At 64.4% G+C, this 12,861-nt stretch carries 12 protein-coding genes; 4 read left to right on the plus strand and 8 right to left on the minus strand.

Annotated features, from left to right (window positions below):
• Positions 1–15: 15 nt before the first annotated feature.
• Complete coding sequence (locus tag ASD07_RS07850) at positions 16–705, minus strand: response regulator transcription factor (protein WP_055927635.1); 690 nt, start codon at positions 703–705, stop codon at positions 16–18.
• 201 nt (positions 706–906) lie between these two features.
• Here ASD07_RS07850 and ASD07_RS07855 point away from each other — a divergent pair, with 201 nt between their 5' ends.
• Entirely contained in the window at positions 907–2,001 is a 1,095-nt protein-coding gene (locus ASD07_RS07855; RefSeq protein ID WP_055927638.1) for a type IV pilus twitching motility protein PilT, read from the plus strand.
• A 40-nt stretch (positions 2,002–2,041) separates the two neighbouring features.
• On the opposite strand, the gene ASD07_RS07860 is transcribed toward ASD07_RS07855, so the two are convergent.
• Entirely contained in the window at positions 2,042–4,279 is a 2,238-nt protein-coding gene (locus tag ASD07_RS07860; protein ID WP_055927642.1) for a hypothetical protein, read from the minus strand.
• A gap of 57 nt (positions 4,280–4,336) precedes the next feature.
• The gene (locus ASD07_RS07865) at positions 4,337–4,849 is read right to left on the minus strand and encodes a CesT family type III secretion system chaperone (RefSeq protein WP_055927645.1); all 513 of its coding nucleotides are present in this window, start codon (positions 4,847–4,849) and stop codon (positions 4,337–4,339) included.
• 148 nt (positions 4,850–4,997) lie between these two features.
• On the opposite strand from ASD07_RS07865, the gene ASD07_RS07870 reads away from it, so the two are divergent.
• Entirely contained in the window at positions 4,998–5,807 is an 810-nt protein-coding gene (locus ASD07_RS07870; protein ID WP_156397924.1) for a hypothetical protein, read from the plus strand.
• On the opposite strand, the gene ASD07_RS07875 is transcribed toward ASD07_RS07870, so the two are convergent.
• Genes ASD07_RS07875 through ASD07_RS07885 form a run of 3 tightly spaced genes read right to left on the minus strand, consistent with a single transcriptional unit; the run spans position 5,804 to position 9,274 of the window.
• Positions 5,804–6,406, minus strand: coding sequence for a membrane integrity-associated transporter subunit PqiC (locus ASD07_RS07875; RefSeq protein WP_229207092.1), 603 nt, complete (start codon positions 6,404–6,406; stop codon positions 5,804–5,806). The two genes, ASD07_RS07870 and ASD07_RS07875, sit on opposite strands and share 4 nt — an antisense overlap.
• Complete coding sequence (locus tag ASD07_RS07880; RefSeq protein ID WP_055927651.1) at positions 6,403–8,040, minus strand: intermembrane transport protein PqiB; 1,638 nt, start codon at positions 8,038–8,040, stop codon at positions 6,403–6,405. The genes ASD07_RS07875 and ASD07_RS07880 overlap by 4 nt, the downstream gene beginning before the upstream one ends.
• Complete coding sequence (locus tag ASD07_RS07885) at positions 8,033–9,274, minus strand: paraquat-inducible protein A (RefSeq protein ID WP_055927654.1); 1,242 nt, start codon at positions 9,272–9,274, stop codon at positions 8,033–8,035. Before ASD07_RS07885 ends, ASD07_RS07880 begins: the two co-directional genes overlap by 8 nt.
• A gap of 138 nt (positions 9,275–9,412) precedes the next feature.
• Here ASD07_RS07885 and ASD07_RS07890 point away from each other — a divergent pair, with 138 nt between their 5' ends.
• Positions 9,413–10,060: a transglycosylase domain-containing protein gene (locus tag ASD07_RS07890; RefSeq protein ID WP_156397925.1), complete on the plus strand. Its 648-nt coding sequence runs from the start codon at positions 9,413–9,415 to the stop codon at positions 10,058–10,060.
• Position 10,061: 1 nt separating this feature from the next.
• Positions 10,062–10,730: a hypothetical protein gene (locus ASD07_RS07895; protein ID WP_156397926.1), complete on the plus strand. Its 669-nt coding sequence runs from the start codon at positions 10,062–10,064 to the stop codon at positions 10,728–10,730.
• 4 nt (positions 10,731–10,734) lie between these two features.
• On the opposite strand, the gene ASD07_RS07900 is transcribed toward ASD07_RS07895, so the two are convergent.
• Both ASD07_RS07900 and ASD07_RS07905 read right to left on the minus strand, forming a co-directional pair.
• The gene (locus ASD07_RS07900) at positions 10,735–11,658 is read right to left on the minus strand and encodes a TIGR03571 family LLM class oxidoreductase (protein WP_055927665.1); all 924 of its coding nucleotides are present in this window, start codon (positions 11,656–11,658) and stop codon (positions 10,735–10,737) included.
• 13 nt (positions 11,659–11,671) lie between these two features.
• Positions 11,672–12,847, minus strand: a complete 1,176-nt coding sequence (locus ASD07_RS07905) for an MFS transporter (RefSeq protein WP_055927669.1) — start codon at positions 12,845–12,847, stop codon at positions 11,672–11,674.
• Positions 12,848–12,861 lie beyond the last annotated feature (14 nt).

A 12,861-nucleotide genomic window follows, 5' to 3' on the forward strand; every position in this document is an offset into this window, starting at 1 on the left:
CGCAGCCTGGCCGGTTCACTCCGGCGTGCACAGCTCCAGGCGATAGCCCTGGGTGTAGGCGGTGCGGATCATGACGATGCGCTTGTCGCCGACCTGCAGTTTCTTGCGCAGCTTGTAGACGTGCTGCTCGATGGTACGGCCGGCCACTTCGCTGTCCGTGCTCCAGATTACGGTGCCGATGGTGCTGCGCGAAATGTAGACGCCGGGCGAGGAGAAGAACAGCCAGGCCATGCTGAATTCGCGCGGAGTCAGTTCGATCTGCCGGCCGAGGAACTGCAGGCGTCCGCTGTCGCGTTCCAGGCTGTAGCCGGCGTATTCGATGCTGCGCCGCTGCGGGGCATTGCCGCTGCGGCGCAGCAGGGCGTTGGTGCGCGCCAGCAGCTCCACCGCTTCGAAAGGCCGCGGCACGAAGTCGTCGGCACCGGCGTTCAGCACCAGGGCCGCGAGTTCGGCGCTGCGCATGGGCGAAAGTACCAGCACCGGAGTCGCGTCGCCGCTGCGCATGTTCAGCCAGGACAGCAGGCTGTTGTCCGCCTCCGGTTCGCTGGCAAGGTCGATCAGGATCAGGTCCACGTCGTCGCGCCGCACGCCCCGCAGCAACGCTGTTTCCGAAGCAAAGCGCTGCACGCCGAAGCCGGCGCGCAGAAGCACGCTGTGTACCAGTTCGTAGACTTCAGCACTTTGGATATGGCATGCGATCTTCATGTTCGTCCAAACTTAATAGTCACTCCGGCCCGCACCTGCTCAACAGAATTTAATTGGCAATAGTAAACACAATCTTGCATTTTTGCTGCCAGCTCCGCTATCGTGTGCGCGCGCCGGTACAGGACCGGGAAGTGTGTCTTGCATGCGCAACTGTGTAGAATTACGTAGCCTGAATCAATTTCATCTTAGAGGGTGACCCTGATGTCCAACGATACTTCGCGCGCCAGCGACTTCCAGCAGAAGTTCATGCAGCTGGTCAGCGGCCAGCAAAGCTTTTCCGATATCCACCTGGAGCAGGGTGCTGCCGCGATGGTGAAAACACCGCGCGGCTGGCAGCAGTTCCACGAAGGCCCGCTGACGCTTGGCGAACTGCGCCCCCTGTTGGACAGTATCGACGAGGACTGGGAAGACAAGATTGTCGAGAAGGCGCTGGACCGCCCCTTCGTGCTGCAGAACTGCCGCCTGCGCTGCAATGTCTACCGCCTTGGCGCCGGCGCCAAGGTAGCGCTCTCGGTGCGCCGCCTGCCGCTGGAGCCGCTGCCGCTGGAGCGTACCGGCCTGCCGTCTTATGTGCGCACCATGCTGGAATCGAACAAGGGCTTGATCCTGGTGACCGGTCCGACCGGGTCGGGCAAGACCACCACCATCGCCTCCATGCTGGACTACATCAACACCAACCGCAACGGCCATATCGTCACCATCGAAGAACCGATCGAATACACCCTGCAGCGCAAGCAGTCGATCATCTCGCAGAAGGAAGTGCCGGTCGATACCGCCAGCTTCTCCAGCGGCCTGCGCGAGGCTTTGCGGCAGAAGCCCGACGTGCTGATGGTGGGCGAGATCCGCGATTACGATACGGCTGAAACCGTGCTGCACGCCGGCGAGTCCGGCCACCTGGTGCTGGCCACCATGCACACCGGGAATGCGGTGGGCGCCATCAGCAAACTGTTAAGCTTCTTCCCGGTCGACCAGCGCGCCCAGCGCTCGGCCATGCTGGCCAGTTCCCTGATCGGCGTGATTTTCCAGAGCCTGCTGCCGTCCGAGAATGGCGACAATTATGTGCTGGCCAGCGAGATGGTGTTCAATCATAACCAGCAGATAGCGCCTTACATCGTCGATCCGGACAAGCTGCACATGATCGGCGACTATATGAAACGCAAGGAAGACAGCATGTCGCGGCCTTTGAACGAAGTGCTGCAGCAGCTGGTTGCGCGCAAGGAGATCAGTGCGCGCGATGCGCTGCGCGTGGCCTACAACCGCCTGGAACTGCGCGAAATGCTGGGCAATACGCGCTGACAGGATAAAAAAGGTCCGGCGCAGGCCGGACCCGGTTGCCTTATGGCTGCTGCGTTTTGCGCCCTTGCTCTTCGTCGGGAGGAGGCGGCTGCTTGTGACGCGCTGCCTCGATTGCCTTGGCCGGAAGCTTGACCGTGCCTTTCACTACCTTCATCGCCCCCTGGCCTGTTTTCTCGGTCAGGACCGCGCCGGTCTGGGCCGGGAACGATGAAATGCCGCGCAATACGTTGTGTGCGCCCTGCGGAATGCGCTTGAAGCTGCCCGCTGGCGCCGTATGCGTCGCCGTGGCTCCGTCCTTGAGGTAGACCGGCGAGGCGGCGTTCAGCGGGCCGGATAACACGCGGTTGGTCAAGGCCGAGGTGCCGGCTGGATTGAGTTTCTTGCCCTCCGCGTCGGCAACGATGCCGGCGAAGAACGGCATCAGGGTCAGGTAGGACTTGAAGCCTTCCAGTACGGCATGGCAAAGCCGGTTCGCCGCGTTGCCGCCGTTCGGATCGCGGACGCGGTCCAATGCTTCGCTGACGTAGGTGTGAACGGCGGTGGCCATGGTCATGCCGACGCCGGCGCCCCATATCCTGCTATACAGATCCACCCGGTTGGCCGATTGTGTCAGGTCAAGCTTTTGCGACGAATTCCACATGCGCTGCAAGGCCGAACGCGGATTGGTATGCTTGGAAAACACGCGCGTGGGCAGGCCGTCGTGATGGTCCGACAGGGCCATCAGGTTCTGGGCGGTCGCCATGGCGCCGCCGCCTGCAAAGGATGCTGAAGCCCTGGCATGGATCGAACTGGCCAGTTCCGTCGCATTGCTCAAGGCATCGCGGATCGCGTTGGCTGAAGCGAACGAGGCGAAGCCGGCGAAGTCGCCTTTGAGGGTGCCGAAGCCGCCCTTGAGCGTGTGGTCCTGGAATTCCTTTCTATCCTTGATGCTGGCGTCGTTCAGCGCAGCATGCTCGTGGTCGGAATGCACGTGCAGGCTGCCCTGGGTGTTGAACTCGATGCGCGGCGCGTCGGGGAAGTAGGTTTCGGCCTGCACTGTCTCGATGGGGCGTACCCAACCCCCGACCTCGGTGAGGCTGTGCAGTCCATCGCGTGCAATGTCGCCGACCAGCTTGTGCGCCGTTCCCAGCGCGACGGCCTGCGCGACAACACCGGCCACCAGTTCGGCGGGACGATTCACATGTCCGTTCAGGACAGCGGTCGATGCCAGGAGCGCCGCGTTGCGGGCATAGCCCCAATGCGCGGCGGAGGAAACCGCCTGCGGCAGGCCTTGGCCGATGGCTACCTTGGCGATCTTGGGCAGGTTCTGCTTGACGCCCTGTTCCTTGATGTTGATGGCCCGGCTTTTCAGGCTGTCCAGGTGCTCGGCATGCAGGATGAAGTTGCTGGCCTGGTGGAATGCCTTCAGTTCCGCCTTGGCCGCTTCCAGCCTGGGTTTGGCAATTGCCGTATCGGCGTCGCGCTTTGTTTCGCCCCGGACGCCTGGCACCGGAATCTTGTTCGACGCTTTCTCGACGTCGATCTGGCAGGCGAGTGCATTCAGTTCCAGCTGGTTTTCGCGGTCGGCGATGCGGACCTTGAAAGCTGCCTGGCTCAATTTGACGTTGTCGATCATGGCCTGGTCGCGCGGGTCGTCCGCTTCCAGCCTGGCGATGACGTTCCTGTAGGCCGAATCGAGGGCCGTGGCGCGGTTCGCTTCGAGGGCGACGGAACCGGGGGCGCCCAGTCCGGGCGCGATCGTCGCCAGCGCCTCGGGCGGCAAGGGCGGCGCCAATTCGGGATGGCCTTCCGGGTTGATGATGGCATCGAGGGTTTCCTCGCTGACGGCACCGCGCATACCGATTGCTACCTGGCCCGATACGGCGCGCTGCAGCACCGCGCCGGAAGCAAGGCTGTCCAGGGCTTCCTTGCCAAGGCCGCCGCGCAGGGCCTGGCCTTCCAGGGCAAACTGGCGGGCCAGGATGTCGAGGTTGAGCGGCCCATGACGCTCAAGGTCTTCCAGCAAGGGGCCTTTTACGGCCGCCAGTTCGGCGTCGCGCGCTTCAAGGGCGTCGGCAATCTGCTGGATGTGCGGCGGCAGCTGGGCATGTGCCGTTGCGCCGGCATGCGCCGGGCTGCCCGGCTGCGCGCTGGACGAGGGTTGCAGGCTCTGGCTGGCCGGCGCGTGCCTGGCGCGGAGGGCAGCCTGGCCGGGGTTTGCCTGGTTCTGGTTTTGCAGCCATTGGTGCATCGCGATCGTGTTGTTGAGCGAAGCGATGCCGGGGAAATTTCCAAACATGGGAACTCCTTCGGGACGAGTGTATAAGGACGGTGAAAGAAAAAAGCGCGACGCGTCTTACGCCGGGCTGCCTTCCGCTCCGCTGCCGGATTGGCGCAATTGCGCGTCCAGGCGCGAGCGCGCGCCTTGGGCGGCCTTGCCGCCCTTGTCGTTCGAGGTTTCCTTTTCGTCGAGGAAGTAGCTGGTGCGCCATTGTTCGGCCACGGCTGCGAAGTGGCGCAGCATGGCCAGTGTGAGCATGCCGCTGGACTGCTCCAGCGGCAGCATGCAGTACAGGACGACCTGCTTGATTTCGGTGTTGTAGCCGAATGTGGCGTTATGGCCCGAGCCGGCCATCAGCAGGTTGGTTTCCAGCAGCCGTTGCAGCACGAGTTCGCGCGGCTCCGCCGGCAGCGGGCCCAGGCCGCAGTAGATGTTGACGATATGCGGCGCCTGTTCGCCGCCGTGGCGCAGCAGGAATTGGGTGCCGCCGATATCGAGTTCGGCTTTGTCGTACAGGGCGCGCGGGTCCGGAATCTGCGCGTGTTCGCAGATCTGGTTGATCAGGTTGCGGTAGACGTCGATGCTCATGTTCACTCTCCAGTGATGGGTTGGGGGACGCGATGCTGGAGATGAGTAGGGAATGCGCGGCGCCGGTTCCACCGCAGACGGCCGGGAACTTTCCGCCGGGCCGTGCTACAGATGGGGAATGCCACGCCATCAAACGAAAGGACGCATCATGCTAAGTAGACTTGCAACCGCCGTGGGCACTGCCGCCGCGGGCGCCGTACTGGATCGGATGGCCCATCGCAACGAAGCGCAGCAACAGCCGCAGCCCCAGCCGCAGGCTTTGCCGCCAAGGCCGCCGCATCCGGTCCAGCAGTCGGGCACCGGTAATGAGCGCCTGGGCCGGCTTGGCGACGCCATTCGTGGACCCGTTAACGGCTCGCCGTTCGCCAGCGGCATCAGCGGGCAGTTCGGCAAGATGCAGCAGTTGGGAGAGGATGCCAGGACGGTGGCGCAGAATCCCGTCATTACGGCCGAGGAACTCAAGCAGCTTGCCGACCGCGTGCAGGACGACGCCAAAGCGACGTTCGGGGCGGCCAAGGTGGTCAGCGGCCACGCGCCGCTGACCGGCGGCGACGCCGCGCGGCTCGGCAAGGCCGCAGTGAAGGACGCGGTGGACAATTTCGATCCCGCCAAAATGGTCGAGACCGCGAAGAAAGTTGGCGATACCGCCTATGCCGCGGCGACCACCAGCAAGGAGGGCATCGGCCAGGTGACGGATGCGATGCAGGACAGGTTGAAATTCGAGGCCCAGGCAACGGCGGCAGGTACCGCCGCCGTGCACCTGGGCGCTACCGCGATCAGCATGCTGCCGTTTCCCGGTGCACCCCTGGTGGGCGCCGCGGTGCGCACCGTCGGCACCATGGCCGCCGGCGCCCATATGTCGGCCACGATGCGCGAGATCGGCGGCGACGGCCAGGGCAAGGACAGCGCCCTGCGCCAGGAGGCGGCGAAGATCCTGATCGAGAAGTCCGGCAGCTAGGAAGGGCAGGCCGCCTTGCCCGCTGCATGGCTGCGCACGGCCTTGGCGATGTCCGCCGCAACCCTGGCCACGGCGCGGCGGTGGCCCATCACCAGGGCGTCGTAGCCGGCGGCCACTTCTTCACGGGCGGTGCTGCGGCAGGTCAGGACCTGTGCGCTGCCCGCCAGCCGCACGCTCCAGACGGCGTCGAGCAGCGCATATTTGCCGGGCGCCGATTCGAAGCGCTGCACATTGGTGCTGATGCGGTAGAGCGTGGCCTTTTCCGGCGGCTGGGTGCGGAACACGTCGATGGCGCCTAGTTCGCCGGACACGGCCAGCGACAGCGCCTGCCCGATCTCCGACGCCGGCGGCGAGGACCAGCGTTCCTGCTCCAGCAGGTCGATGCGTCCTTCGCCCGAGGTCACCACCAGCTGGCTGCGCGCCACCTGCTGCGGCACCGTCACGTTCTGCACCTCGATGTAGTAGCCGGGATTCGGTACGCCGGCGGCGGCTTCCATGCCGTTGCTGAGACTATAGAAGCGTTCCGGCGGCGGACTGGCGCAGCCGGCCAGCGACAATGCAAGCACTACACCACCTGACAGGGCATGCCGGCGCATCATTTGTTCTCCTTCGCGGGCTGGGGTTTGGCGCGGATCAGCGCTTCCGGATGGCGCTGGAGGTAATCGGACAGTTCGTTGAGCGACTGCAGCGTTTGCGTCAGTTGCTGCAAGGCCGTGCGCAGGTCGGACTGCATCGGCGAGTCCTGCTGCAGCACCTGCTGCGCCGCGCCGAAGGTGTGGCGCGCTTCGCCCAGCGTGGACTGCAGTTCCGGCACGAGCTGCGAGTCGACTTTTTTGAACAGGTTGTCGGCGCTCTTCAGCGAGTCGCGCAAATTGTTGCCGATCTGGTCGAACGGTACCTTATCGAGCTTGCGGGCGATGCTGGCGATCTGCGCCTGCAGCTCGTCCAGCGCATTGGGCACGGTCGGCACTTCGAGCGGGTAGGCATTCATATCCAGCTTGACTTGCGCCGCGTTGGGGAAGAAGTCCAGCGCGATGTACAGTTGGCCGGTCAGCAGGTTGCCGGTACGGAGCTGGCCGCGCAGGCCGTGGCTGACCATGCGATCGAGCACCAGCGGGCCGGCGTTACGGTCCTTGTCGTCGGTGACGGTCTCCTGGAACCGGCGGCCGAGACGGCCGGGGTACATGTCCACCGTCACCGGCATGCGGAAGTCCTTCTTGACAGGATCGAACTCGACGCCGACCGAGCGCACTTCGCCCAGCACAATGCCGCGGAAGTCGACCGGTGCGCCGGGAGATAGGCCGCGCAGCGACTGGTTGAAGTAGAACACCGTGGTAATCGGCGCACCGTCCGGTTCGCGCATGGCGCGGGCCTGGTCGGCTGCCAGCGGGAATTCGGTGCCGGCGGCAGCGACGGTGTCGGGCTTGCGGCCGGTAACCGACTCAAAGCCGATGCCGCCCACCAGCAGCGCCGCCACTGATTGCGTATTCAGCTTGAACCCGCCGGAGTCCAGCTGCAGGTCCACGCCGCTGGCGTGCCACCAGCGCGTGTTCTTGCCGACGTACTGGTCGTAGGGCGCGTTGACGAAGACCTTGACCGCCACCCCCTGGCCGTTATTTTCCAGGTCATAGCTGATGACCTGGCCGGCGGGGATGCGACGGTAAAAGACCGGCGAACCTGCATCGATCGAGCCAAGCGATTCGCCGTGCAGGGTGTAGTAGGTGCCTTTCTGGTCGCCCGCCACTTGCGGCACTTTTTCCAGTCCGGTGAAATCGTGGCTGCTTTCCTTTGATTTACCCGCATCGACGCCGATATAGGCGCCCGACAGCAGGGTGCCAAGACCCGATACGCCGCTCACGCCAATGCGCGGCTTCACCACCCAGAACCGGGTATCGGCGGCAGTGAAACGGCGCGCATCCTTGTTCATGTCGATGGTCACCAGTACCTTGCTCAGGTCCGGCGACAGGGAAATCGCGCGCACCTGGCCGACGTCCACGTCCTTGTATTTCACCTTGGTCTTGCCGGCCTCAAGTCCCTCGCCGCTGCGGAAGCTGACCACCACGGTTGGGCCTTCGTCGAAATAGGATTTGGCTACCAGGCCGATGCCGATCAGCGCCGCAAGCAGCGGCACTAGCCACACCAGCGAAGGCAGCCAGTGGCTGGCCTTCTCGACCTGGGGCTGGGGCAGGGGCGCACCGGCAGTGTTGGCCGGGGTGCCGTCGTGTTCAGGCATGTTTTTCTCCATTTGGCGGGACAGGATCCCAGATCAGGCGCGGGTCGAACTGCATCGACGCCAGCATGGTCAATACCACGACGGCGCAAAACGCCAGGGCCCCGGGCCCGGCGGTGATGGTGGCAAGGGTCTGGAAGCGTACCAGGGCCACCGTCAGCGTAATGACGAAGATGTCCAGCATCGACCAGCGGCCGACGAATTCCACCATCCGGTACAGTACGGTGCGCTGCAAGGGGCGCCAGCGCGAGCGGCGCTGCGCCGTCCATGCCAGCAGCGACAGGGCGGCCAGCTTCAGCAGCGGCACCACGATACTGGCGATGAAGATGATCGCGGCCAATGCGGGCGAACCGCTGTCCCAGAAATACAGCACGCCGCTGATGATGGTGTCATCCTCCAGGCCGAACAGGGAATGGGTGTACATCACCGGCAGCAGGTTGGCGGGAATGTACAGGATGGCCGCGGCAACCAGCAGGGCCCAGGTGCGCCCCAGGCTATCGGGGTGGCGGTGATGCAGGCGCGCATGGCAGCGCGGGCAGTCCTGGCGCCGCGCGCCGTTGTCAGCCGACACCAGGCCGCAGACGTGGCATGACAACGCTGCTTGCGGAACGGGCGGCGGCACGTCAGGCTGGGGCGTCAGGGCGTCGCCCAGGTTCCACAGCATTTTGGGGTCGAACGAGACCACAATGGCCAGCATCAGTGTCAGCGCGGCGAACGCAAACAAGCCAGGTTCCAGCACTACCGTGGCCAGGCTGGTCATCTTGACGATGGTGATGAGGATGCCGATCATCAGCACCTCGGTCATTCCCCAGCGCCGCGCCAGGTGAATCGCATACAGCAGGAGGTTGAACGACTTCGGTTTGTGCCCGCCCGCCAGCGCCAGGGTGACGTGCAGCAGCGACAGCAGTTCGACCGCCGGCAGCAGGACGGTAAACATGAAGACCGCCGCCGCCACCAGCGGCATATGTCCCTGCCACAGCACGATGATGGAACCGAGCAGGGTGGCGCGCGAGGCGTTGCCGTTCACGTCCAGTTCAACGATCGGAAAACACTGGGCGATGACGAACACGATCAGCGCGGCCAGGGTGATCGCCGCCATACGGCTCGCGTCGGAATGGATGCCTCGATACATCACCGAACGGCAGCGCACGCAGCGTGCCTTCTCGCGCGGACGCACCGGGCGGCGGCTATGCAGCACGCCGCAGTCATGACAGCTAATCAGGTCGTAGCGATGCACACGTTTGGCGGGAATTCGAACATGCCAGCATGATACGACATTTGATGTGAAAGTCCGGACTCGTGACTATTCGATAGACTTTTGGGACTTCAGTTCGGCTAAAGTCTGCGGCCTTCGAAAGTTGAACGGGAACCGTCATTGAAATTTGCGCGTAGAGCTTTGCTGGCATTCCTGCTAGCCGTTGCCAGCTACCTTGCCATTGCCGCGGCGTGGGCCTGGGTGGCTTTCCCTTCTGCCGCCCGGGGCTTGCCGCAAGCCGGGCTAATGCCGCTATCGCCGCGCCAGGTGGAGATCCTGCTGAAGATTGAAGACCCGGGTTTCTTCAACCATCGGGGCCTCAGTGCGTGGAGCGGGCAGGGGCTGGCGACCATTACTTCTTCGCTGGCGCGCAGCGTGTACCTTGGCGACACGCGGTTGGATGGCGCCACGGGCGCATTCCAGCGCTTTTACCGTGGCGTCTTCGACTGCTGCAAGAAGATCGACATCGGGCGCGACGTGATGGCCCTGGTGCTGGACCACAAGCTGGACAAGCAGCGGCAGCTGGCTGCTTATGCGGCCCTGGTCTATCTGGGAACCCAGGAGGGAAAACAGGTTCACGGATTCGAGGACGCTGCAATCAGTTACTACGGCAAAGCGCTGGACTTGCTCACTGAACCGGAGTTCGTGGGCCTGGTGGCAATGATCAAAGCGCCTAACCTGTACCATCCCGTCAACAATCCAACCCGGTTCGTGCAACGCCTGGTGCAGGTGAATGCGCAGCTCCGGAACGACGATGTAATCAAATAGAATGAAAAGACTGTCGCATTCAATCCTCCTCGCCTCGCTGGCGCTTTGCAGCGCGATACTCCAGGCTGCGCCCCTTGAGCTGAATTGTCCTTCATCCGGGACGGAAAAGGAGCAGGTGCGCATCAACCGGCTCGCTTCGGGCGTCGTGGCTCGAAAAGGTGCGCACCTGTTGAAGGTCACCACCAAGGCCGGCGTCCAGACATTCAAGGACAAGCCTCCCTATGACGAGCCGTTGGACGGCGTCCACCATTACTTTTGCGACCGTAAAGAAGGCTTCATCCTGATCAAAGTCGAGGATGGCGGCGAGTTCACCGGCAAGCTGATTGACGAACAGACCGGAACCGTCATGAAAGGCGGCGAAAGCGTCTTGTTCTCGGAAGATCGCCGCGCTTATCTCGCCAGCGAACACGGGGACGGCCTGGATGGCGATGTGTGGACGATCTATGCGGTGAACGGCCAGGTATCCTGGACCGGGTACAACTTTATTTCGGCCCCCGATCAAAGTTACAGGTACGTTGACCTGGGCATGCCAGCCTGGATGCCGAATGGAGAACTGGTTGCAAGCGCAACCTGCGCCTCCGACGAGAACCGCAAATGGAAAATGAAACTGGTCAAGAACAACGGCCAGTGGGACTGGGCGCCTCGCAAGAAGTGCCCAGCTTCCAAGTAACTGTTCAAGCGTGGAACAGCGGCAGCACGTCTGCGGCGATCTCGTGGAAAGTTTCATCCAGCGCACGGCGGTTGCGCCGGAAATGCAGGCCTACGTGGTCGACCCCGGCCGCGCGTAGCGCAGCCAGTTCCTCGACCAGGGCGTCGCAGCCGCCGCGGAAGCCGAAGCGCCAGCGCTGCATTGGTTCATCGGCGCCTTCGCTCAAGTCCAGATGAATGAAGGTGGCGTACGGCTTGTCGCCTGCCACGGCGCGCCAGGCGGCTACCCGGCGCGCATGGTCCTCGGGCGTGCCGGGATAGGCCAGGCTGCCGTCCATGCGGGCGCCGATCCAGGCCGGGCTTTGCTGGGCCAGCCCGGCCGCCATCAGCGGCAACGGCGCTGCCATGCGCGGTAAAACATCCAGGCCCGGTGGCAGGCCGGATTGCGCGCCGTCGCGCAGCAGCGCGACCTGCTCGCGGAAGTTGCTTCCGCGTTCGGCGAAGTCGCGGCCGAACAGCGGGTACTCCACCGGCCGGTCGCCGCTGGCCACGCCCAGCACCAGGCGGTTGCCGCTCAGGCGCTGCAGCGTAGCCGCCGACTTCAGCGTCAGCAGGGGCTGGCGGATCGGCAGCACCACGGCAGCCGTGCCAAGCAGGATGTCTTTGGTGATGCCTGCCAGGTAGCCAAGATAGGAAAATACCTCGAACACCTGGGCCGCATCGCCAAAGGACGGGTCGTACATGGGCACGTCGCGCACCCACAGGGCGCGGAAACCCAGGCGGTCCGCCAGTTGCGCCAGTCCGGCATGGCGCTGCAGGTCCGGTTCGCCGGGCAGGCGGCCGTCCTGTTGCCTGGCCTGCTCGCCGGCATGCGTCCAGTCGTTATCCAGCGGAGCCTCGATGCCGATGCTGAAGCCGCCGGCAGTCAGGCGAGCCAAGGAAGCGCTCATGAAGACTCCCGGCTCAGAACGAGGAAGCGGCGGAAGCCGATGCATTGCGGCGGCCCGCATTGCCAAGCCAGACCAGCGCCAGGCCGCCGGCCGCCAGTGCAGCGCCAACCAGGGGCACCGCGGCATAGCCCAGGCCCTGGCCGATCACCACGCCACCCAGGGCCGCCCCCAGCGCGTTGCCCAGGTTGAAGGCGCCGACGTTCACCGACGAGGCCAGGCCGGGAGCCTGTGCTGCAGCCTGCATCACACGCATCTGCACCGGCGGCACGATGCCGAAGGCCGCAGCGCCCCACACCACCAGGCCAATCGCAGCGCCAAGCTCGGTCGTCATCACCAGCGGCAGCACAGCCATGGTCACGGCGAGGGCAGCCAGAATCAGCTTGGTGGCGCCGTCCAGCGACCAGTCGGCCAGGCGGCCGCCCAGGCTGTTGCCGAGCGTGAAGCCGACGCCGATCAGTACCAGGGCAAACGCCACGAAGCCCGGGGTGGCATGGGTGATTTCGGCCAGGATTGGCGCCACGTAGGTGTAGAGCGCAAACATGGCGCCGGAACCCATCACGGTGGTGCCCATGGCGAGCAGCACTTCGGGACGCGTCAGTACTTTCAGTTCGCGCCGCAGCTTGGGCGGGGTGCCAGGCTCGCCCTTGGGCAAGGCCAGCCAGAGAGCGGCGATCGTGACCAGGCCAAGCACGGCGGTACCGGCGAAGGCTACGCGCCAGCCGACTTGCTGGCCAATCCAGGTGGCGGCAGGCACGCCGCCGATATTGGCGACGGTCAGGCCCATGAACATGGCCGCGATGGCGCTGGCCTGCTTTTCTTTAGGTACGACGCTGGCTGCCACCACGGCGCCGATGCCGAAGAAGGCCCCGTGGTTCAGGCTGGTGATCAGGCGCGACAGCAGCAGGGTGGTATAGCTTGGCGCGAAGGCCGACAGCAAGTTGCCGGCCGTGAAGATCAGCATCAGCGCCATCAGGGCGGCGCGCTTGCCGAAACGGCTGAACAGCAAGGTCATCACCGGGGCGCCGGCCATGACGCCAACGGCATAGGCGGAGACCAGCATGCCCGCAGTGGGGATGCTGACCTGGACGCCGTCGGCAATCACGGGCAGCAGGCCCATGGGAGTGAATTCGGTGGTGCCGATGGCAAAAGCGCCAGTGGCAAGGGCTAACAGGGCGGTAGAGGATCGCATCGGAATAGACTCGC

Source organism: Duganella sp. Root336D2 (assembly GCF_001425005.1).
Classification (GTDB): Bacteria; Pseudomonadota; Gammaproteobacteria; order Burkholderiales; family Burkholderiaceae_D; genus Rugamonas.

What these genes read in the sequence shown, in the direction of transcription:
- ASD07_RS07875 (WP_229207092.1), bottom strand. Translation starts at nt 6,406, where the DNA reads ATGATGCGCCGGCATGCCCTGTCAGGTGGTGTAGTGCTTGCATTGTCG.
- ASD07_RS07850 (WP_055927635.1), bottom strand. Translation starts at nt 705, where the DNA reads ATGAAGATCGCATGCCATATCCAAAGTGCTGAAGTCTACGAACTGGTA.
- ASD07_RS07900 (WP_055927665.1), bottom strand. Translation starts at nt 11,658, where the DNA reads ATGAGCGCTTCCTTGGCTCGCCTGACTGCCGGCGGCTTCAGCATCGGC.
- ASD07_RS07905 (WP_055927669.1), bottom strand. Translation starts at nt 12,847, where the DNA reads ATGCGATCCTCTACCGCCCTGTTAGCCCTTGCCACTGGCGCTTTTGCC.
- ASD07_RS07865 (WP_055927645.1), bottom strand. Translation starts at nt 4,849, where the DNA reads ATGAGCATCGACGTCTACCGCAACCTGATCAACCAGATCTGCGAACAC.
- ASD07_RS07895 (WP_156397926.1), top strand. Translation starts at nt 10,062, where the DNA reads ATGAAAAGACTGTCGCATTCAATCCTCCTCGCCTCGCTGGCGCTTTGC.
- ASD07_RS07860 (WP_055927642.1), bottom strand. Translation starts at nt 4,279, where the DNA reads ATGTTTGGAAATTTCCCCGGCATCGCTTCGCTCAACAACACGATCGCG.
- ASD07_RS07855 (WP_055927638.1), top strand. Translation starts at nt 907, where the DNA reads ATGTCCAACGATACTTCGCGCGCCAGCGACTTCCAGCAGAAGTTCATG.
- ASD07_RS07870 (WP_156397924.1), top strand. Translation starts at nt 4,998, where the DNA reads ATGCTAAGTAGACTTGCAACCGCCGTGGGCACTGCCGCCGCGGGCGCC.
- ASD07_RS07880 (WP_055927651.1), bottom strand. Translation starts at nt 8,040, where the DNA reads ATGCCTGAACACGACGGCACCCCGGCCAACACTGCCGGTGCGCCCCTG.